This is a genomic window from Salinispora vitiensis (genome assembly GCF_000378825.1).
Classification (GTDB): domain Bacteria; phylum Actinomycetota; class Actinomycetes; order Mycobacteriales; family Micromonosporaceae; genus Micromonospora; species Micromonospora vitiensis.
In genome coordinates, this window is the sequence record NZ_KB900388.1 from 1047250 (window position 1) to 1073795 (window position 26546).

The 26546-nt window shown below is 70.1% G+C and carries 25 protein-coding genes and 1 riboswitch; of the genes, 9 read left to right on the forward strand and 16 right to left on the reverse strand.

What is annotated here, in order from left to right; all coding sequences use genetic code 11:
• Positions 1–9 precede the first annotated feature (9 nt).
• The 6 genes from SALPAC2_RS0104865 to SALPAC2_RS0104890 are packed head-to-tail and all read left to right on the forward strand — an operon-like array spanning position 10 to position 7050.
• Positions 10–1008 (forward strand): UbiA prenyltransferase family protein, encoded by a 999-nt coding sequence (locus tag SALPAC2_RS0104865; protein ID WP_018215522.1) that lies wholly within the window; start codon positions 10–12, stop codon positions 1006–1008.
• 14 nt (positions 1009–1022) lie between these two features.
• On the forward strand, positions 1023–2033 hold the full coding sequence (locus SALPAC2_RS0104870) for a glycosyltransferase family 2 protein (RefSeq protein WP_018215523.1): 1011 nt from the start codon (positions 1023–1025) through the stop codon (positions 2031–2033).
• On the forward strand, positions 2030–3052 hold the full coding sequence (locus SALPAC2_RS0104875; protein ID WP_018215524.1) for a glycosyltransferase family A protein: 1023 nt from the start codon (positions 2030–2032) through the stop codon (positions 3050–3052). Before SALPAC2_RS0104870 ends, SALPAC2_RS0104875 begins: the two co-directional genes overlap by 4 nt.
• Positions 3049–4272: an endonuclease/exonuclease/phosphatase family protein gene (locus tag SALPAC2_RS0104880; RefSeq protein WP_018215525.1), complete on the forward strand. Its 1224-nt coding sequence runs from the start codon at positions 3049–3051 to the stop codon at positions 4270–4272. The genes SALPAC2_RS0104875 and SALPAC2_RS0104880 overlap by 4 nt, the downstream gene beginning before the upstream one ends.
• A 17-nt stretch (positions 4273–4289) precedes the next feature.
• Positions 4290–6413, forward strand: a complete 2124-nt coding sequence (locus SALPAC2_RS0104885; protein ID WP_018215526.1) for a glycosyltransferase — start codon at positions 4290–4292, stop codon at positions 6411–6413.
• Positions 6414–6417: 4 nt separating this feature from the next.
• On the forward strand, positions 6418–7050 hold the full coding sequence (locus SALPAC2_RS0104890) for a hypothetical protein (RefSeq protein ID WP_018215527.1): 633 nt from the start codon (positions 6418–6420) through the stop codon (positions 7048–7050).
• 8 nt (positions 7051–7058) lie between these two features.
• Here SALPAC2_RS0104890 and SALPAC2_RS0104895 read toward each other — a convergent pair whose 3' ends face one another.
• Positions 7059–8963 (reverse strand): AfsR/SARP family transcriptional regulator, encoded by a 1905-nt coding sequence (locus tag SALPAC2_RS0104895; RefSeq protein ID WP_018215528.1) that lies wholly within the window; start codon positions 8961–8963, stop codon positions 7059–7061.
• A gap of 854 nt (positions 8964–9817) precedes the next feature.
• On the opposite strand from SALPAC2_RS0104895, the gene SALPAC2_RS0104900 reads away from it, so the two are divergent.
• Positions 9818–10384, forward strand: coding sequence for a hypothetical protein (locus tag SALPAC2_RS0104900; protein WP_018215529.1), 567 nt, complete (start codon positions 9818–9820; stop codon positions 10382–10384).
• A 26-nt stretch (positions 10385–10410) separates the two neighbouring features.
• Here SALPAC2_RS0104900 and SALPAC2_RS0104905 read toward each other — a convergent pair whose 3' ends face one another.
• The 3 genes from SALPAC2_RS0104905 to SALPAC2_RS0104915 all read right to left on the reverse strand — a co-directional run bounded on the left by SALPAC2_RS0104905 (position 10411) and on the right by SALPAC2_RS0104915 (position 13380).
• Entirely contained in the window at positions 10411–11190 is a 780-nt protein-coding gene (locus tag SALPAC2_RS0104905) for an endonuclease/exonuclease/phosphatase family protein (protein WP_018215530.1), read from the reverse strand.
• Positions 11191–11354: 164 nt separating this feature from the next.
• Complete coding sequence (locus SALPAC2_RS0104910; protein ID WP_018215531.1) at positions 11355–11858, reverse strand: peptide deformylase; 504 nt, start codon at positions 11856–11858, stop codon at positions 11355–11357.
• Between the two features lie 97 nt (positions 11859–11955).
• A complete protein-coding gene (locus SALPAC2_RS0104915; protein ID WP_026184439.1) occupies positions 11956–13380 on the reverse strand; it encodes a right-handed parallel beta-helix repeat-containing protein in 1425 nt (474 codons plus the stop codon).
• Positions 13381–13648: 268 nt separating this feature from the next.
• Between SALPAC2_RS0104915 and SALPAC2_RS0104920 the strand changes: the two genes are divergently transcribed.
• A complete protein-coding gene (locus tag SALPAC2_RS0104920) occupies positions 13649–14236 on the forward strand; it encodes a DinB family protein (RefSeq protein WP_026184440.1) in 588 nt (195 codons plus the stop codon).
• 218 nt (positions 14237–14454) lie between these two features.
• On the opposite strand, the gene SALPAC2_RS0104925 is transcribed toward SALPAC2_RS0104920, so the two are convergent.
• Complete coding sequence (locus tag SALPAC2_RS0104925) at positions 14455–15684, reverse strand: chorismate-binding protein (protein ID WP_080636993.1); 1230 nt, start codon at positions 15682–15684, stop codon at positions 14455–14457.
• Positions 15685–15781: 97 nt separating this feature from the next.
• Between SALPAC2_RS0104925 and SALPAC2_RS0104930 the strand changes: the two genes are divergently transcribed.
• Positions 15782–15982, forward strand: a complete 201-nt coding sequence (locus SALPAC2_RS0104930; protein ID WP_018215535.1) for a DUF5999 family protein — start codon at positions 15782–15784, stop codon at positions 15980–15982.
• A 124-nt stretch (positions 15983–16106) separates the two neighbouring features.
• Here SALPAC2_RS0104930 and gcvP read toward each other — a convergent pair whose 3' ends face one another.
• From gcvP to SALPAC2_RS0104985, 11 genes are all read right to left on the reverse strand, one after another.
• A complete protein-coding gene (gcvP, locus tag SALPAC2_RS0104935; protein WP_018215536.1) occupies positions 16107–18923 on the reverse strand; it encodes an aminomethyl-transferring glycine dehydrogenase in 2817 nt (938 codons plus the stop codon).
• A gap of 71 nt (positions 18924–18994) precedes the next feature.
• Positions 18995–19094, reverse strand: a riboswitch (glycine riboswitch).
• An 86-nt stretch (positions 19095–19180) separates the two neighbouring features.
• Complete coding sequence (locus SALPAC2_RS0104940; RefSeq protein ID WP_018215537.1) at positions 19181–20116, reverse strand: NAD-dependent protein deacetylase; 936 nt, start codon at positions 20114–20116, stop codon at positions 19181–19183.
• 37 nt (positions 20117–20153) lie between these two features.
• Complete coding sequence (locus SALPAC2_RS0104945; RefSeq protein ID WP_018215538.1) at positions 20154–20729, reverse strand: MerR family transcriptional regulator; 576 nt, start codon at positions 20727–20729, stop codon at positions 20154–20156.
• A gap of 185 nt (positions 20730–20914) precedes the next feature.
• Complete coding sequence (locus SALPAC2_RS0104950; RefSeq protein ID WP_018724884.1) at positions 20915–21379, reverse strand: bifunctional nuclease family protein; 465 nt, start codon at positions 21377–21379, stop codon at positions 20915–20917.
• A 162-nt stretch (positions 21380–21541) separates the two neighbouring features.
• On the reverse strand, positions 21542–22231 hold the full coding sequence (ftsR, locus tag SALPAC2_RS0104955; RefSeq protein WP_188115874.1) for a transcriptional regulator FtsR: 690 nt from the start codon (positions 22229–22231) through the stop codon (positions 21542–21544).
• A gap of 50 nt (positions 22232–22281) precedes the next feature.
• Positions 22282–22734, reverse strand: a complete 453-nt coding sequence (gene odhI, locus SALPAC2_RS0104960) for an oxoglutarate dehydrogenase inhibitor Odhl (protein ID WP_018215541.1) — start codon at positions 22732–22734, stop codon at positions 22282–22284.
• A 217-nt stretch (positions 22735–22951) separates the two neighbouring features.
• Complete coding sequence (gene gcvH / locus SALPAC2_RS0104965) at positions 22952–23332, reverse strand: glycine cleavage system protein GcvH (RefSeq protein WP_018215542.1); 381 nt, start codon at positions 23330–23332, stop codon at positions 22952–22954.
• Between the two features lie 62 nt (positions 23333–23394).
• The gene (locus SALPAC2_RS0104970; protein ID WP_018215543.1) at positions 23395–24348 is read right to left on the reverse strand and encodes a DUF881 domain-containing protein; all 954 of its coding nucleotides are present in this window, start codon (positions 24346–24348) and stop codon (positions 23395–23397) included.
• A gap of 10 nt (positions 24349–24358) precedes the next feature.
• Positions 24359–24691, reverse strand: a complete 333-nt coding sequence (locus tag SALPAC2_RS0104975) for a small basic family protein (RefSeq protein WP_018215544.1) — start codon at positions 24689–24691, stop codon at positions 24359–24361.
• The gene (locus SALPAC2_RS0104980; RefSeq protein ID WP_018215545.1) at positions 24688–25611 is read right to left on the reverse strand and encodes a DUF881 domain-containing protein; all 924 of its coding nucleotides are present in this window, start codon (positions 25609–25611) and stop codon (positions 24688–24690) included. The genes SALPAC2_RS0104975 and SALPAC2_RS0104980 overlap by 4 nt, the downstream gene beginning before the upstream one ends.
• Positions 25608–26216 carry a CDP-alcohol phosphatidyltransferase family protein gene (locus SALPAC2_RS0104985; RefSeq protein ID WP_018215546.1) on the reverse strand — a complete coding sequence of 203 codons (609 nt, stop codon included), beginning with the start codon at positions 26214–26216 and terminating at the stop codon, positions 25608–25610. Before SALPAC2_RS0104985 ends, SALPAC2_RS0104980 begins: the two co-directional genes overlap by 4 nt.
• Positions 26217–26546 lie beyond the last annotated feature (330 nt).

Genomic DNA, 26546 nt, shown 5'->3' on the forward strand with positions numbered 1-26546 from the left:
AGGTCAGCCATGACCCCGGTCGAGGTGACGGCAGAGTCGGTTCCGGCCGAGACCCCCAACGCCGCCGGCAGGCGTAACCCGACGCAGCCGGCGACCGCGGCCGGACGGCTCGACCTGCGCCTGGTCCGCCACGCCAGCGACCTAGCCCAGCTGGCGCGGCCCCGCCAATGGGCCAAGACGGTGCTGGCCGTGCCGCTGGCCCTGCTCGACACCCCGGCCTGGACCGTCGGCGCGCTCGCCCGCACCGGCTGGGCGGTGCTGCTGTTCACCCTCGCCTCGTCGCTGGTGTACGTCGTCAACGACATCGCCGACCGTGACCTGGACCGGAGGCACCCGGTGAAACGGACCCGGCCGGTGGCCAGCGGCCGGATCTCGGTGGCCACCGCCGTCGGGTTCGCCGGCGTCCTCGCCGGACTGCTGGGCCTGGCGTTCGCCGTCGGCCCCGCGCTGCCCGGGTGGCCGCTGGCCGCCTACCTGGTGCTGAACGTGGCCTACAGCCGCTGGCTCAAACACATCCCGCTGGTGGACATCAGTGTGGTGGCCACCGGCTTCGGGCTGCGGGTGGTGCTCGGCTACGCCGCGACCGGCGCGACCGTGTCGGTCTGGCTGCTCACGACCGTCTTCACCGCCTGCCTGGTGCTGATCCTCGGCAAGCGCCGCAGGGAACTCGCCGCCCAGGGCACCGGGTACCGGCCCGCGCTGCGCGGCTACACCCTGAACCTGGCCGACCACCTGATCAGCGTCAACGCCACCCTCACCGTCGCGGCGTTCCTGATGTACCTGCACACCGACGCCCCGATCGGCGCGCACCGCCAGGCCATCGTGCTCGCCGCCGTACCCCTGACCCTCCTGGCCATCTCCCGCTACCTGCAGGCCGTCCTGGTACACCACGGCGGCGCGGATCCGGTCCGCACCCTGCTGCGGGACCGGCTGATCGTCGGCTCCGCCGCCCTGCTGGCGGCGGCCGTCGGCGCCGGTCTGCTCGCCGCCTCCCTGCCAACCTCCTGAAAGCGGTCTGCCTCATGCCCGAACCCCTGGTCTCGGTCGTCGTACCGAACTACAACTACGCCCGCGCGATCGGGCTGTGCCTGGCCGCGCTCCAGGCCCAGACCTACCCGAACCTGGAGATCATCGTCGTGGACGACTGCAGCACCGACGACTCGGTCGCCGTGGCCCGCTCGTACGGCGTGCGGGTTGTGCGCACCCCGGCCAACGGCGGCCCGTCGGTGGCCCGCAACCTGGGCGCGGCACACGCCCGAGGTGAGATCCTCTTCTTCGTCGACTCCGACGTCGCGGCCAAACCCGATGCGGTGGCGAACGCGGTGGCGCTGCTGACCGAACGCCCGCAGATCGGGGCGGTCTGCGGCAACTACGACCCGCAACCGTTGATCCGCGACAGCCTGCTGGAGGAGTACCGCTGCCTGCAGCAGTCCTACTGGCTGATCGCCGACGAGGGCCGCATCTACACCCTGTACACCGCGCTGCTGGCCATCCGCGCCGACGTGTTCGCCGAGATCGGGCCCTTCGACCCCCGGCTGCGCGAGACCGAGAACGCCGACTACGGCCTGCGGCTGGCCCGCGCGTACGAGATCTGGCTGACCCCGGCCGTCCGCGGTGTCCACGACCACGACCACGACCTGCGTGTCCTGGTCCGCAAGGTTTTCACCCGCACCATGCTGCACATTCCGATGTTCGCCCGGGCGTCCCGCTTCCCCGGTGGGCTGCGCAGCGGCCCGCGCGCCTGGAGCAGCGTTGCCGCCCCGGTCGTGCTCCTGACCGCGGTGGCGCCGGTGCTGCTCGGCGCGGTCTGGGCGGTGCTTCCCGCGCTCGCGTTCGCCGGCTACCTGCGCCTCGACTGGCCGATGTACCGCTTCGTCGCTGCCCGCCGCGGCCCGGTGTTCGTCGCCTACTTCGTCGTCATGCACTTCCTGCTCAACCTGGTGATCGCGGTCGCGGCCGGCGTCGGGGTGCTCGGGCTGCTGACCTCCAGGACGTTCCGGCGGCTGTACGACAAGCCCGCGGAGGCGCTGTGAACCCCACCCCGTTGGTCTCGGTCATCGTGCCGAGCTACAACTACGCCGCCTCGCTCGAGGTCTGCCTGCAGGCTGTGCTCGACCAGACGTACCCGGCCATCGAGGTGCTCGTCGTGGACGACCACAGCACCGACGACTCGGCCGCCGTGGCCCGTTCCCTCGGCGTACGCGTGATCGCCCTGCCGGACAACGGTGGCTGCGGCCGGGCCCGCAACGTTGGGGTCGCCAACAGCGCCGGCGAGATCCTGTTTTTCGTCGACGCGGACGTGGCGATGGCCCCCGACGCGGTCGCCGAGGCCGTCGCCGTGCTCGCCGCCGATCCGCAGGTCGGTGCGGTGTGCGGGATCGAGGACCCGGAGCCGCTGCTGCACGACACGCCGGTCGCGCGCTACCGGGGGTTGCAGTACCACCACTGGTCGGCCAGCGGGGAGGGGGAGGTCACCTTCCTCTTCCCGGCCATGTGCGCGATCCGACGGTCCGTCTACGACCAGGTCGGCCCCTTCAACCCAGCGCTGAAGCAGACCGAGGAGGTGGACTACGGCTACCGGCTGTCCCGCCGGCACCGCCTCCTGCTCACCTCCCGGGTACGCGGCCGCCACGACCACGACCACGAGCTGCTGCCGCTGCTGCGCAAACTGTTCCACCGGGCCCGGCTGCGGATCCCGCTGTACGCCCGGGCCCGGCGGTTCGCCACCGGGTTCGAGACGGCCGCGCGGGCGTGGGGGTCGCTGCTGGCGGCGGCCAGCCTGCCGGCGCTGCTGCTCGCCGCGCTGGCCGGGCCGGCGTGGCTGCTCGCCCCCGCCGCCCTGTTCGGCGCCTCGATCACCGTCGACCGCGGGATGTACGCGCTGGTGCTGCGGCGGCGCGGACCACGCTTCCTGCTGTTCTTCGTGGCCGTGCACTTCACGGTCAACGTCACCATCACCACCGGAGTGGGCGTCGGGGTACTGCAGTGGCTGACGTCCCGCCCGTTCCGCCGGTTGTACGACGGCACCTTCCCGGCCGAGGCCCCGGCGTGACGGCACCGCCCCACGCCTCCGCCGCGACGGTTCCCGCCGTGTCGGTCGCGGTGGAGGCCGCGACTAATCCCGCCGTGTCGGTCACGGCCTCCGCCGCGGCGGTGGCCGACGATGAGCCGATGCGGGTGGGGCAGGTCGGGCCGACGGTCGCCGAGGGGCCCACCGGTCGGTGGTGGCGGCGCTGGCCGCGCCGGGCCCTACTCGCGGCCGCGGCGCTGTGGCTGGGCTTCACCACCGCGCACCTGCTGCTCAGCGGCCGACTCTGGTGGTGGCGGTTGGCCGACCTGCTACCGCCGATCGCCTTCCTCGCGATCCCGGTGCTGCTCGCGGTGGTCGCGGCCGGGAGCCGGCGGGCCCGCCGGCCGGTGGCGTTGCTGTCGCTCGCGGCCCTGCTGCTCGGCGCCGGTCTGACCGGGGTGAACCTGCCGGGCCCGCTGCGCCCGGCGCCGCCGGTGCCGGCGGACGCGCTGCGGGTGGTGTCCTGGAACACCGAGTACTGGCATCCGGCGGACCGGGCCACCGAGTTCTACGACCTCCTGCGCGCCCAACGCGCGGACGTGTACCTGTTGCAGGAGTACCTCGACGAGGTGGACGGGGAGGTGGTCCGCGCCGACGAACTCGACCAGGTTCGCCAGCAGTTTCCCGGCTACCACCTCGCGGTGGTGGGTGAACTGCTCACCCTCTCCCGGTACCCGATTGTGGCCGCCACGCCGCTGTCCGCCACCGGCCTACCGCCCGCGCCGACCGACTTCACCGACTTCTGGAACCACCAGGTGCTGCGTACCGACCTGCTGATCGACGGCCGGGTCGTGTCCGCCTACAACGCGCACCTGCCGGTGCCGCTCTGGGCCGGCGGTCCGAGCCTGTTCAGCGGCGCCTTCCACGAGGCGATCCGCACCCAGCACGAGCGCCGGGTGCCACAGTTTCGGGCATTGGCCGCCGACGTGGCGGACAACCCCCACCCGATCCTGGTCGCCGGGGACCTGAATACCTCACCGGCGATGGGCGACACCCACCGGTTCCCCCCACAGCTGCGCGACGCCGGCTACGCCAGCCGCTCCGCGTACCCCGTCTCCTGGTCCGCCGGGGGCCCGAACCTGCTGCTGTGGCGGCTGGACTGGGCGCTGGTCTCCGGCGACGTCGAGGTGCATCGCTACGAGTTCCGGGACCCCGCCGGCCACTCCGACCACCGGCTCCAGTTCCTGTCGATCTCGGTCTGAACCCGGGGAGGAGTGCCATGACCTCGACGACCGGCGCGGCCCGGACCGTGGCGTCCGGAGCCGGCAGCATCCCCGACCGGTCCGAGCCGCCCCCGCCGACGGTGTCGGTGATCGTGCCCAACTACAACAAGGCCGCCAGCCTCGCCGACTGCCTGCGGTCCATCCAGGAGCAGACCCGCCCGCCCGTCGAGATCATCGTGGTGGATGACGCGAGCACCGACCGGTCCCGGCAGATCACGGCCGGATTCGACTGCCAGCTGATCGCGCTGCCCACCAACCGGGGCGTCTCGGCCGCCCGCAACGTCGGTGCCGCCGCGGCCAGCGGCGACGTGCTGTTCTTTCTCGACTCCGACATCGCCCTCGCGCCGGAGGCGATCGCCACCGCGGTGCGAACCCTGCGCGCGCATCCGAACTGCGGCGTCGTCCAGGGCATCTACGATGCCCAGCCGCTGCACGACGGCGGCCCGGTGGAGGTCTACAAGACCCTGTTCGAGCACTACTGGCGCCGGCGGGGCGCCGGGGTGACCGATGCCACGCTGTTCGCGCTGACGGCCATTCCCCGACCGGTGTTCGAGGAAGTTGGCGGCTTCGACGAAACGCTGCGCGACGCCGAGGACATCGAGTTCGGCACCCGGCTACCGGCCCGCTACGAGATCCGGATGAACGCGGACGTACTCGGCCGGCACGACGACGTGGACCGGTTCTGGCCGTACCTGTCCGAGCACGTGCGCCGCGCCGTGGGCTACGGCCGGCTGCTCGCCGACCTGCTGGCCGGGCACCGGCATGCGGCCACCGGTACCGCGGGCACCCGACCGGACGGGGGTCGGGCCGGGAAAACGGTGGACCGGGCCGCCGTCGCCGCCATGCTCTGTTGCGCCGGGGTGCCGCTGACCCTGCCGCTCGCGGCGGTCGCCGTCGAACTGATCGCCGTTCCCCTGCTGCTGGCGGCCGGTTTCGCCGTGGTCGACCGGGGCTTGCTCGGCTTCGTCCGGCGCCGTAAGGGGCACCTGTTCCTGGCGTACTTCGTCGGTATGCACATGCTCATGCACGCCACCCAACTCGTCGGGATGGCCGTCGGCGCCACTGTCGCCACCGTGGACTCCCGCCGACGACGCGGTGGCACGGCAGGCCGGCAGCTCCCGGACGGTCCGGAACCGTCCGGGAGCGCCGGGGGGAAGTGGCGGCGGCTACTGCACCGGGCCGTCACCGTGCTGTTCGCGGCGCTGTTGACCGTTGGTCTGGTCACCGTGCTGCGCGGGCAGGACTGGCGCCCCGTCCGGGAGCTGGCAGCGAGCCTGGACCTGGCCACGGTCTATCTCGCACTCGGCGCGGCCTTCGCCATCAACTGCGTCGGTCTGGTTTTCGGGGTGCTCTCCTGGCGGGCGCTCTTTGCTGACCTCGGGGCCCGAGTGGACCCGTGGACCGCCTCCCGGATCTTCTTCGTCGGGTTCCTGGTGAAATTCGTACCCGGCCGGTTCGTCGCCCTGCCGGTGCTACTTCGACTGGGCAAGGCCGTTGACGTGGGGCCGGTCCGGCTCGCCTCGGTGTTCATGGTGAGCTGGGGCATCGTGGCGTTGACCGGGGTGACCGTCGGACTCGGCGCCGCGCCGGCCGTCGCCGGCACGCAGACGTGGTGGCTGCTCGGGCTGGCGGCGGTGCCGGTGCTCGCGCTGCTGATCCGGCCGGACCTGCTCAACCTGGGCATCCGTACCGCCGCGCGGGTCCTCCGTCGGCCCGCCCCGACGTTCGCCGCGTCCCGGTCGGGGTTGCGGCGGGCCATCGTCACCCAGTCCCTGTCCTGGATCATCTCCGGGCACCACCTGTGGCTGCTCGCCGTGGTCGTGGGTGCGCCACCAGGGCGCGCCTACCTGCTCTGCGTGGCCGGGTTCGCCCTGGCCACCGTGGCCGGGCTGGTGGTGATGGTGGCCCCGGACGGGATCGGAGTCCGGGAGGGGGTGCTCGCCCTGGCGCTGGCGACCATCCTGCCGCTGCCCCTGGCCGGCACGGTGGTGTTGGCCAGCCGAATAGTCTCGGTGCTCAGCGACGTCGTCGTCGGAGCGGGCGGGCTGCTGCTCGCCCAATACCTACACCGACGCCGGCCCCGCGGTGATCGCCTTTCCCGGCAACCGCTGGCACCCTGAAAGAATGCCGCAGCAGCATCCGCGACGGCGGTTCGGCGGGGAGCAGCTGTTCCTGCTGTACCTCGCGCTCGGCAGCGTCGCTGCGGTGGTCGGCGTGGTCACCGGCGCGGTTGGGCTGTCGGTGATGTCCGCCCTGAAAATCGGGTGCCGCCCAGCGGGCGGGGATGTGCTGCCCGGCACGGAGAATTTGTATTGCTCCGACGGCACCGGCAAGGCGCTTCCCGCGCTGCTGCTCGTGGGCCTCGGCGGTCTGGCCGTACTCGCGGTGGCGACAGCGTTGATCATCCGGCGGGCGGATGCCGCGACGACCATCCGGATCGCCCGGCATGCCCTGTGGCTGGCCACCGGTCTGGTGGCGGTACCCGGCGTGCTCCTGATGAGCTGGGTGCTCACCCCGCCCACCACTATGAGAGGTTGGGGCGCCGCGGCGCTCATGCTGGCGGCGATCGCGTTCGTCACGCTCCCGCTGATCACCTCGTACGTGTGGCCGGCACGCACGAGCGCCGTGTTGGTCAGCTGTCTGGCGGTCCCCGTCGCCGTCCTGCTGGCCGGCCAGTGGCTGGTGCTGCTTGTGCCCATCGCCCTACCGCTGGCCGGCATCTGGCTGCTCGCCCGGTGGCTGTGGCGAACCGGCTAGGCCGGCGGTCAGCCGGGCACACCGATCGCGGCCGGCTGGTCGGTGTGCGCGTGCTCGGTCTCCACCAGGTGGCCGGCGTAGGCCCGCAGTAGCGCATGCATGCCGTAGCGGCAACCCGGGCCGCGTTGTACGAGGTGGGCGCGGGCCAGCAGGTCCAGCAGTCGCCACGCCTCCGCGACGGTGGTGCCGAGGATTCCGGCCGCGGCTTGCGGCTCCACGCCGGGGTCGCAGTGCCGGCCGAGTAGCCGGAACGCGCGGGCGGCATCCGCCGGCAGCCGCCGGTAGGACCAGGAGAGCACCGCGCGTACGCCGGTGCGCCGGTCCCCACCTGCGTCGAGCAGGTCCAGCCGGTGGCGTTGGTCGGCCAGTTCCTGGACCAGTTGGGCCAGCGGTGTGCCCGGCCGGCTGTCGGTCATCTCGGCCGCCAGTCGCAGCGCCAACGGCAGCCGGGCGCACTGGGTGGCCAGCGCCGCCGTCGCGCCCGGTTCGTCGGTGAGCCGCGGGTCGGTCAACCGACGGATCAGTACCACGGCGTCGTCCTGCGGCAGCAGGTCCAACTCGATGCGTCGGGCACCGTGCCGCGCCACCAGGGCGGCGAGTGAGTCTCGGCTGGTCACCAGGACGAAGCAGGATGGCGAGCCCGGTAGCAGCGGACGGATCTGCTCGGCGGAGACGGCGTTGTCGAGCAGCACGAGCATCCGCCGGCCATCCATGCGGCTGCGGTATGCCGCGGCCCGCTCCTCCGTACTCGGTGGAAGGTCGGTACCGGTGACACCGAGCCCGCGGAGGAACCCGGCGAGGGCCTGCCGGGCCGTCACCGGCGGGTCCGCGTCGTGCCCCCGCAGATCCACATAGAGCTGGCCGTCGGGGAACCAGCTGCGTACCCGGTGGGACCAGCGTACGGCCAGGGCGGTCTTGCCCACCCCGGCCGTACCGGACACGGCGACGAGGGCGGCCCCAGCCGCACCGGCGGAGGTCGGGCCCGGCCGTGCGGGCCGTTCGGCTCGTTCGGCGAGGAGTCGGTCCAGGTGATGTAGTTCGGCACCGCGCCCGGTGAAGTCGGGAATGTCGGCGGGTAACTGGGCTGGGACCACGAAGACCCCGCCGGTGGCTTTCGTGGGTGTTGCCGGGACGGTTGCGGGACCCGGCTCGGCTGGTGGCGCCTCGTCGTGCAGCAGCGCGGTGTGCGCGGTGGCCAGCTGCGGTCCCGGCCCCACCCCGAGTTCTTCGGTCAACAACCGCCGCACCTGGTGATACCGGCTGAAGGCGCGGGAACGCCGTCCAGCCGCGTGGTAGGCCCGGATCAGGCGGGCCTGGGCTGACTCGTCCAGTGGCTGGGCCGCGGCTGCCTCCTCCAACACGGGCAGGGCCTCCCCCGCCCGGCCAGCGGCGATCATAATGTCGCCGTAGCGGTCGAGCGCGGCCTGCCGCTCCGCGGCCAGCGCGACCACCTTGGGGTGGGCGGTCAGCGCCGGGATGTCGGCCAGCGGCGAACCGTTCCACAGCGCGAGGGACTGCCCGAGCAGGTCGGCCGCGCCGTTGATCTCGCCCCGCTGGGCGAAGCCGGTCGCCGTGGTGACCTGGTGCCGGAACCGCGCCACGTCGACCGCGCTGGCCGGCACGTGCAGGGCGTAGCCGTCACCGACCTGGCGCAGAATCTGGCTCGGCGCCCGTCGTCGCCGGTCCGGCTCGAGGATGGAGCGCAGGTGCTTGACGTGCGTCTGGATCACGTTTCGGGCGGTGGGCGGCGGTAGTCGGTCGGGCCACACCGCCGCCATGATCTCGGCGTGCGACACCGGTTGTCCGCAGACGATCGTCAGCAGTCCCAGCATGGCCCGTTGGGCCGCGGGGCCAAGATTCAGGGGTTCGTGGTCGCGCCAGGCAGAAACCGGGCCGAGGATCTGAATTCGCACAGTCGCCACCGTCTCCAGTTGTGCCGACGTCGCCGCCCGCAACGGTTAACTGTATTTAGCGTTCGCCTAGTTCAAGCTAATCAATGCCGGCGAACACTGCAACGGGCAAGAACGTTGCACCAGCAAATGGCATGGCATCCATTGGTACATCTTCATTGCAGCACTTCCGGGCGACTAGCGGCGTTTTTCCGATACGACCCAGTGGGTGAGCTAACCCCGATCTGCCGTGCCACTTAACCTCGGCGAAACGTTGGATCGAAAATGGTACGTTCATCGCCCGACTAATGGGAAAACGGCCCTTTACTGCCGGGTGAGGACTCCCCAGCCCGGACGGGAGCGCTACACCCCGACTCTCGTCGATCTTCGAAGCGGCAGGGATATGGTGGCCAGTTGGATGGGGTGAATGAACCCGGTCGGCCGCCGAAGCGCGTCGAATGGTCGGCCCGCCGACCTCAGCCAGCGTTCATTCACGTCAGTCCGGGGATCCCTCATCCATCGATTATGGTGGAGGCGGGTAGTCGGTTTTGGTGATCGGATTGCCCGCCACTGGCGCCTCGTGCTGGAATTCGCCGTGCGAAATCCAGCCCCACCGATGCAATCCAGATCGACGGAGTCGGAAGCCACCTCGGAGCATAGCGGTCGATTCAAATCGGCCCTGCGGTCCACGCCGACGCCCGCCAAGATCGTGGGCCGTGTTCGTGTTCATGCGCCGACCATCAGGGTGTGGATGCCACTGAAACCCCGACCAATCGACGGGACTGATACTGCATCTGTCGTAGACGCACTCGACAGGTGTCTAGATGTTTACTAAGGTAAACGAACATGCACAGGCTTGGGTGAAGGATGGAGATGCCATGACAGCTCCCATACCCCTGTCACGACGCACCACCTCGCGGCTCAACGACTTGCTCATCGCCCCCGGTGCCACCCGAATGGAGCGGTGGCTCAGCTACCTCACCGCGGTCGTCGGTGCCGGTGTCGCCTCCGCCACCGGCGTCGCAGCGGGCTACCCGCCCCCGGTCGTGGTGGTACTGGCGGTCCTCGGCTTCGACATCTTCGGGGGGGCCGTGGTCAACGCGACCGCGTCGGTGTCGCGCCGGTTCCACACTGGCGCGACCGCCGTCCGCCGGCAGGTGATCTTCGTGGCGGCCCACGTCCACCTGCCGGTCCTGGCGCTGATCCTGCCCGCGTACCCGTGGTCGACCGCGATCACGCTCTACGCCGGCACCCTCGCCGCCGCCGTGTTAGTCGCCACCGCCGCTCCGATGTCGAAGCGCCCGTTGGCGTTCGCCGCCGCGGCCGGGCTACTGGTCGCGGCGGTCACACTCCTGCCTGCCCCACCAGCACTCGCCTGGCTGGCGCCGCTGCTGATCCTCAAACTCCTCCTCGGGCACCTGCTGCCCGGCCCGCGGGCGACGTGAGCCCGACACCACGCCAGCCTCGCCGGTCAACCGAGGTCAACCACGAGGGGCCGGTGGTCGGAGATCACCGACAGTGGGGTTCGCACGGCCGTCACCGGTGGGAGCCGGTGCTGGTCCTGCCGGTCGGCCAGGACGTGGTCGAGTTGGATGCGGGGCTGTTCCGCCGGATACGTGGGTCGGCAGCCGAGGGGACGCCATCCAGTCAGGAGTCGGGCCGCACCGGCGGGCAGGTTGAGGTCGCCGAGCAGGATCCGTGGTGCGGGCAGGGCCCGCAGCGCGCGGACGGCCTGGCGTAGCTGGCGGGCATTCCAACCGGGAACGAACGACAGGTGGGTGGTGGCCACCGTCAACGGACCGAGCGGGGTGCGCAGGACCGCCGCGAGTACGACGCGGGGCTCGTCCCGGAGCAGCACGAGGCCACCGCGGGATCCCGGTATGTAGATCGGCGCCCGGACCGGGGCCGGCTTCAGCCGGACGACCTGCCAGGAGATGACCGGGTGGCGGCTGACCAGGCCGACGCCGTAGCAGGGTTCATCCTGGCCGTCATCGTCGTGGGTCAAAGGGCGGACCCGGCCGCCGGGTTCACCAACGACGGCGGCGGCGAAGCGGTGCTCGCCGGCGGCTAGGGCGTCCGCGGCGAGAGCGGTCTGGTCCAGGTTGCCGCTGCGGCCCTGACCCCGGTCGACCTCCTGGAGGGCGAGCACATCGGCGTCAAGAGCGGCGACGGCAGCCGTGAGCCGCGGCGACTCGACCAGCCCGTCGGTGAGTGACCGCCCGTGCAGCAGGTTGAAGGTGGCCAGGCGCACCAGGTCAGCCTAGGGCCGTGGCATGGTGGGCCGGTGGTGAAAGTGTTCCTGTGCTCAGTGCTGGTGTTCGTGGCGGTCGGGTCGCTCGGCCTGTGGCTGCGGCAACGTCGGGGGCGATGAGGTGAGCGCGGCCGACCGGTAGGTGCCCCCGGCGAAGGGGGCGGTCACCGGCTACGCGGTGCGTAACGGCCGGCGCGGATCTCCCGCAGGGCCCGGCGGCGGGTCTCCCCGCGCAACGTGTCCACGTAGAGACGACCGGCTAGGTGGTCGGTCTCGTGTTGCAGAGCGCGGGCGAGGAAACCGGTGCCGGTGATGGTCAACGGTTGCCCGTACTGGTCCACCCCGTGCGCGGTGGCGCGCATGGCGCGCGGAGTCGGGAAGTACCGGCCGGGAATCGACAGGCAGCCCTCATCGTCGTCCTGGCGGCCCTCGCCGAGTTCCAGCCTGGGGTTGATTAGGTGGCCGCGGTGGCCGTCGGCATCGTAGACGAACACCTGGGCGGAGACGCCGATCTGCGGGGCGGCCACCCCGGCGCGGCCAGGAGCACCGAGCAGCGTGTCCATCAGGTCGGTGACCAGCGCGTGCAGTTCGGCGTCGAAGCTGGTGACCGGTGCGGCAGGAGTGCGAAGCACCGGGTCGCCGATGATCCGGATCGGGCGCATCGTCATGGCCCAGAGACTATCGCCCGGCGCCGGGCGGTGACGCCGGCCCGTCGCGCAGCGAGGTGCCCCGGCGGTAGCCGCCGGGGCACCTCGAGCAGGTCGGTCAGCCGAAGCAGGTTGGTACGGGGTTGGGGCTGCCGGTGCAGTTGGTGGGTCGGTTGTTGATGATGGTGACCTTGCCGAAGACGTCGATCACGCCGCCGTTGTAGACGCCGCCGGGTTCGTTCTGGGCGAGGTTGTCGGTGACGCGGACGTCGGTGAGGGTGAGGACGGTGGTCGGGTCGGACGGGTCGAAGAAGATGCCACCGGCGAATCCCCCGGCCTGGTTGCCGGAGACGGTGGTACGGCGCAGGGCCACCACGGGATCGCCGACGATGGCGATGCCGCCGCCGTCGCCGCTGGTGGCAGTGTTGTACACGATCTTGCTGCCCTCAACGGTGACACCGAGATCGGTGGTGAGGTAGAGCCCACCACCGGAGATGGCGGTGTTCTCGGCGACCTTGACGTGCTGGAGCAGGAGGGCCTCGTCGCCGTTGTCGTAGATGCCGCCGCCGAGGCCGCTGGCGGTGTTGCGGGTGATGGTGCTGTGGACGATCTCGGAGAGGTCGCCGTCGTTGTCCACACCCCCACCGTTGGCGGCGGTGTTGTCGCTGATCAGCGTGTGACTGATGGTGGCGTAGCCCTCGTCGTTGGAGAACCCGCCGCCGGTGGTGCCGGAGGTGTTGTGGGTCAGCTTCGACTTGCTGATCGTGAAGGTGCCGTTGTCGCTGGAGACGCCGCCGCCCTCGTCGGTGGCGGTGTTGCGGGTGATGGTGCTCTTGGTGATGGTGACCTTGCTCCGGTCACCGGAGATGCCGCCGCCGTCGCCGTTGTTGCCGAGGGTCATGTTGTCCCGGACGGTCACGCGTTCGAGGGTCAGCCGGGTGCCTTCGCCGGCGAAGATGCCGCCGCCGTCGTCGTTGCCGCCCTCGAGCCTTCCGCCGGCGACGGTGAGGTCTTTGAGGGTGAGGTCTCCGCCGGTGACGACCTCGAAGATGCGGAAGTTGTCGGCGGAGGCGGCCCGGACGATGGTGGCGCCCTGGCCATAGATCGTGATGGGCTGGAAGACCGGGGGTAGCCCGTTGTCGTCCTGGTTGACGGTGAGGGTGTAGGTGCACTTCTCGGCTAGGCGGAGCGTGCCGCCGCCGGCCTGGTTCGCCGCGGTGATCGCGGCGATCAGCGCGTTGGGGTCGCAGGGCACCGGGGTGCCCTTGTCCTTCCTGTCACCATGGCTTTCACCCTTCCAGCCCGAGTGGCCGGCCTTTCCCCAGTCACCACCCCACTCACCGTCAACCTTCGACCATTCCCGGTGTGGTTGGCCGTCAGTGACGGCGCGGTCGGGCGAGGACTGGTACGCGGTGGCCGGTCCGGCGCCGGCCAGGCCAGCGACTCCGGTGAGGGCCACGGCGCCGATCGCCGCGACGGTCCGGGGGGCGCGGTGCCGACCGCGCCCCCCGGACGGGCGAGGGAGTCTCCTGCTCTGCAACATCGTTCATCGCTTTCTGTGCGGTCGGTCCGGGTGCGGTGGCAGCGAGATGACGCCACAACAGGAGTCAAGTGCACAAACGCCAGCTAATTGCCCAGTAGCGACGAACATGAACCTAAAGCATGAAAACACCATATATTGGGCGATTCCGGTCGCCCGGTGGCGCTGGCCGGAACCGACCGCTGGCGGGCTCGCCGCAGCCGGCACCGGGTCTCGCGCAGGTCGGCTGCGGTGCCGCTGCTCTTGCTGCCGCATGACAGGCTCGTGCACCATGATTGATGACCCGGTGAAGGACTGCCTTCATGGCCAGCTCAAGCGGACCCGTGCGGCCCTGGTCTGGAAGCTCGATGGCCTGTCCGAGTACGACCTCCGACGCCCCTTGACAGCGACCGGGACCAACCTTCTTGGCTTGGTCAAACACTTGGCGACCTGCGAGGCCTGGTACTTCGGTGAGATCTTTGGCCGCCCGTTTCCGGAGCCGCTGCGGCACTGGCGCGACGCCGACGGCAGCGACCTGTGGGTTTCCCAGGACGAGACCCGACAGCAGATCATCGGTTTCTACCAGCGCGCATCGGAGCATGCGGAGGCCACGATCGAGGAGCTACCCATCGACGCTGCCGGCTGTGTGCCGTGGTGGCCGCGCCCCGAGGTCACGCTGCTCAACGTCGTGGTCCACGTCCTCACCGACACCGCCCGGCATGCCGGACACGCCGACATCCTGCGCGAACAGCTCGACGGCCGGACCGGGCTCAGAGCCGAGCACGAGGAGCAGATCGACACAGGAGCCCGCGAGAGTTACCGCGCGAAGATCGAGCAAGCTGCCCGGACCGCGGCCGGCAGCACGGTTCAGTTCGGCTGACTTGCTACCTGCCGCCATGACAGCGCTTGTCACGACGCGCACCAGGTCGTCCTCCTCGACCTAGTGCGCGTGGGCCCGCCCAGGGGGTAGCGGCGAGCGCGTCGAGCCGGCCCAGCGGAGGCCTCTGATCAGCCGAGGTGGGCAATGTCGGTCCTCCGGGGTGCAGCGGAGGGCTAGCGGTGAACCGATACCGGCCCGCACCAGTCGGGCGGGCCGTCTCAGGGCCCGGCGGCCAATGCGGCGCGGACCGGGGCCGACTTCGCCGCCGCCTCTGCGACCTCGGCCTCCGGGTCACTGCCCCAGGTGATCCCACCGCCGGCCCACACGTGCAGGTGATCGGCGTCAGCCGCGGCCGTGCGAATAGTCAAACCAAGGTCGACCCGGCCGGAAGTGACCCAACCCAGCGCGCCCATGCTGGCCCCCCGACCAACCGGCTCCAACGCGGCGATGTGCTCCAGGGCGGCGAGCTTCGGGGCCCCGGTGACCGACCCGCCAGGGCAGACGGCACGCAGCAGCTCCGCCAGGCCGATCCCATCGGCGACCGCCGCGGAGACGGTCGACTCGGCCTGCCACAGGTCGCACCACCGTCGTACGGCGAACAGCTCGTCCACCGCCACGGTGCCGGTACGGGCAAGCCGAGCCAGATCATTACGCTGCAAATCGACGATCATGACGTGTTCTGCGCGCTCCTTCGCGCTGGACAACAGCGCCGCCCGGCCGGCGGGGGTGGCCGGGCGGGTGCCCTTGATCGGCCGGGTGATCATCCGCCCGGCCGTGACCTCCACGAGGGTCTCCGGGGAGGCGCAGCCAATCGCCCACCCGGCGCCGGTGAGCACGCCCGCATACCGCGCACCCGGCAGCGCACCGAGGCGGGCCAGGGCGGGCAGCGGATCACCGGCGTAGCGGGCGGCGGCGTGTCCCACCAGGTTGGCCTGGTAAACATCCCCGCGGCCGATTGCCGCCCGGACGGCACGCACCGCGTCGGCGTGCTGCTGTGGGGTCCAACCCTCCGCCCAGGTACCGAGCCACCAGCCCGACGGCCGGCGGCGGGCCGGGCGGCTCCCGGACGTGGCGGCGTGGCCGTAGACGACGACAGCCACGTCGGGCAGGGCGGGGGCCGGTGTGGCCGGGCCAGGGCCGCGGCCGACCCCCAGCGCGCCGGCCGCGGCCGAGACGTAGAGGGCAGCCCCACAGACCAGTTCCGGGGTTCGTCCCGCCGGCCGAGCAAGGTCGTCCAGGGCGAGACCGTGGGCAGCGAGGAATTCCTGCACGAGCGGTGCCGGGTCACCGCCGTCGCCGATGCGCCACTCCCACCGGGCGCGTTCGACGTGGGCGCGCCGGCAGTCCGGCGGCGCCGCCGGCGGAGCAGCCGTCACCCTCGCTGGAAGCGTTTCCACGCTATCCGGTCCATTCCGCCTCAACCGTTCAGTGGATTTTCCACGCGGCACGCGCACACCCGCTCGATGCTGGTCCCTTGAACTTGGTACTGTGCGTCACTGGCCATGTGAACCATCACACAGTTCCCCCACCCTCCGGAGAACCCCGATGTGCCAGCACCAGCCCACCTGCCCCTCCGCCGACGCCACCGACCGGGACGCCGCCAAAGTCATCGCTTGCTTCCCTGAACAGGGCTGGAGCCTGCTCTGCAACGGCGTCATCAGGTTCGAGGACACCGGCGAGATACTCCCCGACGGACGCAGCATCGCCCCGCACCGCGGCCCAGCCCGGCACGCTCTCGTCGCCTGATGACAACTGACAGTAATTATTTGGTTCCGTTGCCCCCAGGCTAGCCGTCCGCACAGGTCACCGGCCCGGGAGTGTCGACACCAACCGGCCGGGCGGAAACCCCGCCCGGCCCGCCGGCCGCGTATCACTCCTCAAACGCCTGCGGTGCGGGACAGGAACACACCAGGTTCCGGTCACCGTACGCACCGTCAATCCGCCGCACCGGCGGCCAGTACTTCCCCAGCCGATTCCCCGCCGGGTAGGCCCCAACCGACCGCGAATACGGATGCGACCACTGGTCCGCCGAGACCATCGCCGCCGTGTGCGGGGCGTTCACCAACGGGTTGTCCTCCGCCGGCCACTCCCCCGACCCCACCTTGTCGATCTCGGCTCGGATCGCGATCAGCGCGTCACAGAACCGATCCAACTCGGTGAGATCTTCGCTCTCCGTCGGCTCCACCATCAACGTCCCCGCCACCGGGAACGACATCGTCGGCGCGTGGAAACCGTAGTCGATCAGCCGCTTGGCCACATCATCGACGCTGACTCCCGTCGCCTTCGTCACCGGCCGCAGATCCAGAATGCACTCGTGCGCCACCAGGCCCTTGTTACCCGCGTACAACACTGGGAAAGCGCCCCGCAGCCGCGCCGCCACATAGTTGGCCGCCAGCACCGCCACCCCGGTGGCCCGGGTCAGCCCAGCCGCGCCCATCATCCGCAGATACATCCACGGAATCGGCAGGATCCCCGCCGATCCGTACCGGGCCGCCGACACCGCCGGCCGAGGCGAATCCACCGCGAGCGGGTCACCGGGCAGGAACGGCGTCAGATGCGAGCGCACCGCCACCGGCCCCACCCCCGGCCCGCCACCACCATGCGGGATACAGAACGTCTTGTGCAGATTCAGGTGCGACACATCCGCACCAAACCGTCCCGGCTTCGCGAACCCGACCAGGGCGTTGAGGTTCGCCCCATCGACATACACCTGCCCGCCCGCGTCGTGCACCTTCGCACACACCTGAGCGATACCCGTCTCATACACGCCATGCGTTGACGGATACGTCACCATGATCGCGGCGAGCGTCTCCCGATGCGCATCGATCTTGGTGTCGAGGTCGATCAGGTCAATGTTGCCGTCGGCATCGCAGCCGACCACCACCACCCGCATCCCCGCCATCACCGCCGACGCGGCATTCGTGCCGTGCGCCGACGACGGAATCAGACACACATTCCGGTGCCCCGCACCCCGCGACCGGTGATACGCGCGGATCGCCAACAGCCCCGCCAGCTCCCCCTGCGAACCCGCGTTGGGCTGCACACTGACCGCGTCGTACCCGGTCACCTCCGCCAGCCAGCCCTCCAGCTGAGCGATCAGCTCCCGGTAACCAGCGGTCTGCGACTCGGGCGCCAACGGATGCACCTGCGCGAACTCCGCCCAGCTCACCGGCTCCATCTCGGTGGTCGCGTTCAGCTTCATCGTGCACGACCCCAACGGGATCATGCCCCGATCCAAGGCATAGTCAAGGTCCGCCAGCCGACGCAGGTACCGCAGCATCGCCGTCTCCGACCGATGCGCGCTGAAAACCGGGTGGGTGAGGAAATCCGACGTACGCGCCAACGCCGCCGGCAACGCCGTATCCACCGCACCGGTGAAGACCGGCACCCCGAACGCCGCCCACACCGCCGCGAGATGCGCCTCCGTCGTGGTCTCGTCGCAGGAAACACCCACCCGGTCGGCGTCCACCAGCCGCAGACTCACCCCCCGCTGCGCGGCAGCCGCCACCACCTCGGCCGCCCGGCCCGGCACCACCGCCGAGACAGTGTCAAAGAACAGAACATCCGCAACATCCACCCCACCCGCGCGCAACCCGGCCGCCAGCCGCGCCGCCATCGCATGGGTCCGCGCCCCGATCGCCCGCAACCCGTCCGGGCCGTGGTACACCGCATACATCCCGGCCATCACCGCAAGCAGAACCTGCGCGGTGCAGATGTTGCTCGTCGCCTTCTCCCGACGGATGTGCTGCTCCCGGGTCTGCAACGCCAACCGGTACGCCGACTCCCCGTCCGCGTCCCGCGACACACCGACCAACCGTCCCGGCAGCATCCGCTGCAGGCCCGCGCGGACCGCCAGGTAGCCGGCGTGCGGGCCACCGAAGCCCATCGGCACCCCGAACCGTTGGGTGGTTCCCACCGCGATATCAACACCGATCTCCCCCGGCGGACGCAGCAGCGTCAACGCCAACAGGTCGGCGGCCACGGTCACCAACGCGCCCACGGCATGCGCGGCGCCCACCACCGAAGCGTGGTCCCGCACCGCCCCGGACGCCCCCGGATACTGCACGTGCAAGCCGAAGAACTCCGCCGGCAGCTCCCCACGATCAAGGTCAACCACCTGCACGTCAATGCCGAGCGGCTCGGCCCGACCCGCGATCACCGCCACCGTCTGCGGCAACGTGTCCGCATCCACCACATACACCTGGCTCCGGCTGCGGCTCGCCCGCCGCGCCAGCGTCATCGCCTCGGCCGCCGCCGTGCCCTCATCGAGCATCGAAGCGTTCGCGGTCGCCAACCCGGTCAGATCCGTGACCATGGTCTGGAAGTTCAGCAACGCCTCCAGCCGGCCCTGGCTGATCTCCGGCTGGTACGGCGTGTACGCGGTGTACCAGCCGGGATTCTCCAACACGTTACGCCGGATCACCGCTGGCGTGTGCGTGCCGTAGTAGCCCAGACCGATCATCGACACCGCAGCAGTGTTGCGCTCAGCCAGCGACCGCAGCTGCGCCAACGCCTCCGACTCACTGGCCGGCGCCGGTAGGTCCAGGGTGCCCGACCACCGGATCGCCTCCGGGATCGCCGCGTCCATCAACTCGTCAACAGAGTCGTAGCCGACGACCTCCAACATCCGGCGTTCGTCCTGTGGATCCGGACCGATATGACGGGCGGCGAACTGCTCAAGGGACATGGGGCGCTCCCCGGGGATGAGGTCGACAGGTCGGCCTCCCCCTCTGTCGCGCCCACAGACGCTCCACAGTGCCTACCCGTGAGGTCCTTTTGCCTGAGAGGTTCCGGGGAGGATTTGCCCCTTCGGCGCCGCGCCGGGTGGTTTCCGGGCGGTCTCTCCCACACGGGTGCGACCGGCACGACCAACGCTACCAGCGGCCATCCCCACCCGGGCGTCCCCACCCGGGCCACTACCGACCGCAGAACAGCCCACCACGGTCAGCCCACCGCCACCGTTCCCCCCGCGCCGCCCGGGAGGACACCCGGCTGGTCCGCGTCGTCGGGGACGACGGCACCCGGCTGACCTGCGCCTTCTGTGACGGCACTCAAACGATCAGCCAGCATCGGCAACACCTGGCCCAGCGGGGCATCCACCGTCACCGCCGCATACGCATCGCCGCGAGTCGCGCCCTGGTTAACAATCGCCACCGGAATCCCCAAACCTGCCGCCCGCACCACAAACCGCCGCCCCGACATAACCGTCAGCGACGAACCAAGCACCAGCAGCAGCCGCGCGGACTCCACCATGGCGAAACACCGGGCCACCCGCGCCGCCGGCACCGACTCCCCGAAGAACACCACATCCGGTTTCAGCACTCCCGTGTCGCACTGGGCGCAATCGACCATGCGGAACCCCGCCACCGCCGAATCAGCGAGATCCCCATCACCATCCGGATTGACCGCCGACCCCCACGCCGCAAAACCGGGGTTCGCCTCCGCCAGCCGCTGATGCAGCTCTGACCGCGACACCCCAACCCCACACCCCAGGCACACCACCTCGGCCAGGCGCCCATGCAACTCCACCACCCCGCGGCTACCCGCCGCCGTGTGCAACCCGTCCACGTTCTGCGTGACAACCCCGTCCACCAAACCGGCCTGCTGCAGGCGAGCCACCGCCCGATGCCCGGCGTTGGGGACCGCCCGGGCGATCGTTCGCCACCCCAGATGACTCCGCGCCCAATACCGCCGCCGCGCCAACGGATCCCGCGTAAACACCTGATACGTCATCGGAGAATGCCGCCGGGCCGCCCCACTGGCCCCCCGGTAGTCGGGAATACCCGATTCGGTGGACAGGCCGGCGCCGCTGAGCACCACCACCCCACCACCCGAGACCAACCCCGCCAACACGTCAACCTGTTCGCTCACCAGAACCATGCTGCCGCGTCCGCGACCAACCGCCCACCACCGCCGCTCAACTCACCCGCCGCCGCGCCCGCCGCGCCGCCAACTCGTCCGCCACCACCTCCACCGCAGCCGGCGCCGGCGCCGGCGCCGGCTGCGGTACCACCGACTCCGCCGGCAGATGCGACAACGAACCCTGGACCTCCTTGAACGCCCCACCGATCGCGATCCCAAACACGCCCTGGCCACCCTGCAACAGGTCAACCACCTCCTCCGGCGACCGGCACTCGTACACCGTCGTCCCATCGGAAATCAACGTGATGCCCGCGAGGTCCGCCACCCCCCGTGACCGCAACGCCTCAATCGCCTTCCGGATGTTCTGCAACGACACCCCAGCGTCCAGCAGCCGCTTGACCACCTTCAACACCACCAGGTCCCGGAACGAGTACAACCGCTGCGTACCCGAACCAGACGCGTCCCGCACCCCCGGTACGACCAGACCCGTCCGCGCCCAATAGTCCAACTGCCGGTAACTGATACCCACCGCGTGGCAGGCCGTCACACCCCGGTAGCCGACCTCGCTGTCACCGTCAATCGCCGCCGCACCTGGCCCCGAACCCACATCGGAATCCCACGGCTCCTGCATCCGGACAACCTCCCCGCCGTGCGGTGCCACGCCCACGCCGAGACGAGCACCCCTCGATACGGTCACCCTAACGCCGCACCCAACGGTTACCAGGCAACAACAACACGACACGCCGCACCCGCAACACGCCCACAGAGAGCGTCACCAACCGTGACGACACCGCAACCAGGGCCCGGATCAACCGGTCAACCGGCAAAGTCCTCCGGACTCACCTGGTCCAAGAACTCCCGGAACTTCTCCACCTCGTCCTCCTGCTCATCCGGAATCACAATCCCGGCCTCACTGAGAACCTCGTCGGCACACCGAATGGGCGCCCCCACCCGCAACGCCAACGCGATGGAATCACTCGGCCGCGCCGACACCCGCACCCCGTCACCGAGCAACAGATCAGCGAAGAAGACATTCTCCTTCAACTCGGTGATCTCCACCGCCTGCAACGGCGCCTCCAACGCCGCCAACACATCCCGCAGCAGATCGTGCGTCAACGGCCGCGTCGGCTTGACCCCCTGCTGCTCGTAGGCGATCGCCGTCGCCTCGACCGCGCCGATCCAGATCGGCAGATAGCGGTCCCCCTCGACCTCCCGGAGTAAGACGATCGGCTGGTTGCCCGGCAGCTCCACCCGAACTCCGACCACACTCAGCTCGCGCACCGCCGCCTCCGTGTCGTTGTCACCTACGCCGCACCGCACCCCTTCTGCACGGTACACGGACCGCGACCCGGCCGTCGCACGCGCGGCACGCGCCGCAGAAGGGGTTACCCCGGCAAGCCTACGGCACGCGCCACCGGGCAGATCTTTCCGCACACACCCGCCTCACCGCCCCAACGTCGAACGCAACCCCACCCGCACCAACGCCGCGTGCAGCCGCTGCGACAACGCCACCAACTCCCGCGCCGTCTCCGCCGCCCGCGCCCGTGCCGCCGGATCACTCTGCCGCGCCAACGGCGTCACCAACTGCGCAAACAACCCCACCTCACGGTCTGCCGCCAACCGATACCCCCGCAGATGCCGCGGCTCCAACCCGTACGCCGCCAGACCCGCCACCGCCTCAGCGATGATCAACGCATCTCCGTCGTACCAGCCCGGCGGATCCGACACCACCACACCAAGGCGCTCCAGCTCCGCCAGCGTCGCCTTATCCACACCGCTGCGGGCAATCAACTCGGCCCGGTCCAACCGCGCCGACTCGGCCTCCGCTTGCTGCCCCGGCACCTCCCCACCCGGGCCCACCGCCACCAATGCAGGCCGAGAACGACCCGGCGGCTCACCCATGGCATCCCAGCCCGCCAACTGCTCACGGATCACCCGCAGTGGCAGATACTGATCCCGCTGCGCGGTCAATACAAACCGCAACCGCGCCACATCATCCCAGCTGTACTTCCGGTACCCCGCCGCCGTCCGCTGCGGCTCCACCAAGCCTTCAGCCTCGAGGAACCGCAACTTCGACAACGTGGCATCCGGAAAATCCACCCGCAACTGGGCCAGCACCTCACCGATGCTCATCAACGGCTGCGGACGGGATGAGCCCGCCGCAGCGGACGCCGCCGGCTCACTCACCCCCGGCCGGCCCCCTCCTCGGGCCGCGGACCAGCAAGGAACACCAACCGGAACTTACCGATCTGCACCTCGTCGCCATTGCTCAACGTAGCCGCCTCGACCCGCTCCCGGTTCACATACGTCCCGTTCAGGCTCCCCACATCCCGCACCGTGAACGTCCCACCATCCCGGTGGAACTCCGCATGCCGCCGCGACACCGTCACGTCATCCAAGAAAATGTCACTGTCCGGATGCCGCCCACTGGTCGTCACATCGTGGTCCAGCAAGAAGCGGGCGCCCGCGTTCGGCCCCCGCCGCACCACCAGCAGAGCCATCCCTGGCGGCAACGAACCGGACATCCGGTTCGGCATCACATCGGTAACCGGCCCCTCCAGGGCCTCTTCGAGCGAGCCGAGATTGAGCGTCGAAGTGACGTCGAGTGGGGGGAACTCGTCGTCTGGGCGCGTCATCGGGACCACCTCACGGATCTATTCGGTCAGCGTCGGGTAGGAGCGGGTTTGGCCGCCGGGCATTCTCGCACCCGGCGGCTGGCTCCCCGTGCCAGGAAGGCACCTACACAACGCTCAACTATCGGATTCTCGGTCGACTGGGCGAGCCTAGCCAGCGCCGAAAAGCAGGGCAACCGGACGCGCGGAACCAACCCCCGCGCCGGCAGAAGGGCACCACTCAGCCCTCGGTGAGCTCGCGATACGCACCCGCCGACAGCAGGCCGTCCAGCCCGCCCTGGTCAGCCACGGTGACCTCGAACAGCCAACCCGCAGCATACGGATCACTATTGATCAACTCGGGAGTATCGCCCAGCGCCTCATTGCACGCCGACACCGTCCCGCCGACCGGCGCGTAGATCTCCGACACACTCTTCGTCGACTCGATCTCACCTACCGAATCGCCGGCGGACACCGCCGACCCAACCTCGGGCAGTTGGACGAAGACGATGTCACCCAGCGCGTCCTGCGCGAAGTGCGTGATACCAACCCGCAGCACACCGTCGCCACCACCCGCAACCCACTCGTGCTCGGCGGTATACCGTAGATCCTCAGGAATCACCAGATGCGTCCTTCATCCATCGTGCGCCAGTCCCCCACGTGACGGCGCAGCCGCGCCGCCAGTCACGGAATCGGACGGGCGTGTTCCAGCTCGATCGGGGCGTGCAGCGCCGAAACCTCGGCCACCTCACGATCCTCGACGATCACCGTACCGCCGTCGCCGTCGACCGTCGCCACCACCCCGCCCGGAATGTTCAACGCCGTACGCATCGTCGGCGGATCCCCGATCACCGTGATCGTGTACGGCCCGGTCAACAACCGCCCATCCACGAAAAGGGAGCCGTTCTCCCCATCCAGGAAATATGTCGAAGCAACGATCCGTACCGTCACTTGGTCGCCGCCGGAAATCTGCATCGCCTCAGCGTCCGCGCCCCGCAACTCCTGCACCGCGTCCAACACCCGCATCGCCGAAATCGCCGCCCCACCACCGGGCTCGAACCGCACCACCAACCCCGGCCCCTGCGCCGGCAGCGTCCCCGCCAGAATCCCCAACTCATCCGCCCGCCGCGCCGCCTCCTCCAACGCGGCCTGCCGGCCCTGCTCCCCCGACGCCAGCTGCCGCTGGCTGTCCTCCAACGCCGCGATGTCCTGCCGCAGCCGGTCCTCCCGAGCATTCAGGTCGGAGAGAATCTGCACCAGATCTTCCTGTCGCATGGCTGAGGTATACGGATCCGTTGACGTCGTCCGCAACTGCTCCACCAGCGTGAACCCCAGCAACGCCAGCAAAACAAAGATCATCACGGTGGCCGGACTCGTCCGCCGCCAGCCACCGATGAGGGCAAGGGCGGACGTGAACGGACGCCGCGCTGAACGTTCCAGCGTCGCCTCACCCGTCCCGGCTGGCTGGGTTGGCTCACCCGACTCGGCTGGCTCGGCCTCCGGTGCCAGCGGACTCAACTCGTCCGGTTCCGGCGCGTCCGGACGAGGGTCCGGCTCCCTCGCCGGACCCGCCGACGGCAGCGGACCCGGCTGACCCGGCCAACCCGTACCCGTCTCGTTGTGCTCGTCACCACTCATCACGACAAACCTACGCCCGGAACAGGTGCCGGCGGATCGCCGCCACATTCCCGAAGATTCGAACCCCCAGCACCACCACCACACCGGTGGAGAGCTGGCTACCCACCCCCAACTGATCCCCCAAATATACGATCAGGCCAGCCACCAACACGTTGGAGATGAACGACACTACGAACTGCTTGTCGTCGAAGATCCGGTCCAGCTTCGCCCGCACCCCACCAAACACCGCGTCCAACGCCGCCACTACGGCGATCGGTAGATACGGCTGCAACGCCCCCGGCACCGTTGGATCGAGCCACAACCCGAGCAGCACGCCCGCGAGCAACGCCAACGCCGCAATCATCGACCACCTCCGAAGTCGGGAGCCGTCGGCGAACCAGACGCCCCGGGACTGACCGACCGGGCCGACGGCGTCGGACTGGCCGGTGACTGCGCGTACTGTAGCCGGGGATCCGGCGCGGCAGGCAGGGTCAGGCCATCGGCGTCCCGCACCTCGAACGCCACCCCGGTATCCGCCGCTACCTGCTTCATGGTCGCCGCGATCCGGGTCTGTGCGAACCGCTCCCGCAACTCATCCGGGCCGATCGCCGATACCTCGTACGGTCCGATCACCCGGCGCAAATCGACCAGAATCGCCTGCCCCGCCGACCGAATCGTGGACGTTGCCGTCAACCGCTGCCCGTTGATCGAGATCGCCTCCGCCCCCGCCGCCCACAGCCCGTTCGCGACCCCCTGGAGATCGAGGTAAATCACCCGCGGCGGCCCGGAGACCGGATCCGGCACCATCTGCTGATCCGGCGGAGCATCGGCCAACCGCACCACCACACCGTCCCCCTTCACCCGGCCCAAACCGGTGCCCGCCTCCAGCTCGTGCAGCTGCGCCGCCTCCGTCCCCAGCGCGGCGGCCCGCTGCTGGGCCACCTCCGCCCGCAACGCGTCGGCCGACTCCGACAGCTGGTCGGTCTCCTCCTCCCGCTGCTCGATCTGCGCCACCAGACCCTCCCGGGCCTGCTGGCGCCCCGGCGCCGCCGCCACCGTCTGGCGGTACGCCACCGCGAACAGAAAGCCGAGCACCACGACGACGACGAGGCTCACGGCCCGGACCGACCGGTGCCACCGCACCGTGGCCCCCTGCCGCCGGCGGGCCGCCGCGTCGGCGTACCCCGGATCGAGCGGATTGCGGAACAGCTCGGTGAGGAAATCCGGCGCGTACGCCCGCCCGGTCGGCTCCCGGTTCTCCGGTCGAAGCTGCGAGTCGGTCATCGTGCCCTCGCTGCCCGCACCAGCCGCCTGGCCTGCACCACATACATCGCGCCAGCGACCCAGTACAGGCTCAGACCCCACCAGGCCAGGCTCCAGCCAACCGCGCCGGCGGCTGCTCCCGGTGCCGCCTTCGCCAGCAGCAGAACCGGGAACGCGGCCAACAACAGAAACGTCGCCGTCTTGCCCACATAGTGCACCGGCGGTGGCCCGTATCCGTAGCGACGTAGCGCGCCGAGGGAACCCACCAGCAGCAGTTCACGGGCGAGCAGCGCCACCGTGAACTGCCACGGCACCACCTCACGGACGGTGAACGCGACCAGTGTGGCCAGGATGTAGAGGCGATCCACGAACGGATCGAGGAGCTCGCCCAGTCGACTCACCTGCCCGAGCCGCCGGGCGACCCAGCCGTCCACCCAGTCGGTGGTGCCACCGACCGCCAGCACCACGATCGCGGCCACATCGGCATGGGCTACCAGGAGTAGGTAGAGGAAGACCGGAACACCGAGGAGCCGGACGAAGCTGATCAGGTTCGGCAGCGTGAAGACCTGGTCGGTGAGGTGGCCGGAGGCCTGCGGAGTGCCAACTCGAGCCGGCCGCTGCGACACCGAACCTCCTCCACTGTGCGCCTCGGCGCCCGACCCACGTCTGCCAGCTGTGCTGCCGGGTCGGTAGGCATCGGCACGGTTACTCCAGCGCGGGACCGACCCGTTGGACCCGCCCTCCGATCGAAATGATCGTGGTCGGGTCAGTTGCGCTGCCACTATATCCGCCCGTTCACAGCATGGATGCGCTGACTCAGCGCGGATACGTGTGGTGTCCGGGTGTGGGGTGGCGCACGTATCCTAGAGCAGCCTAGGATACTAGGGTTAAACTCTGACACCACCTCCCAAGCGGCAACTCCAACTGGGGGCTAACCCGCCAGTTTGCGGCTCCGC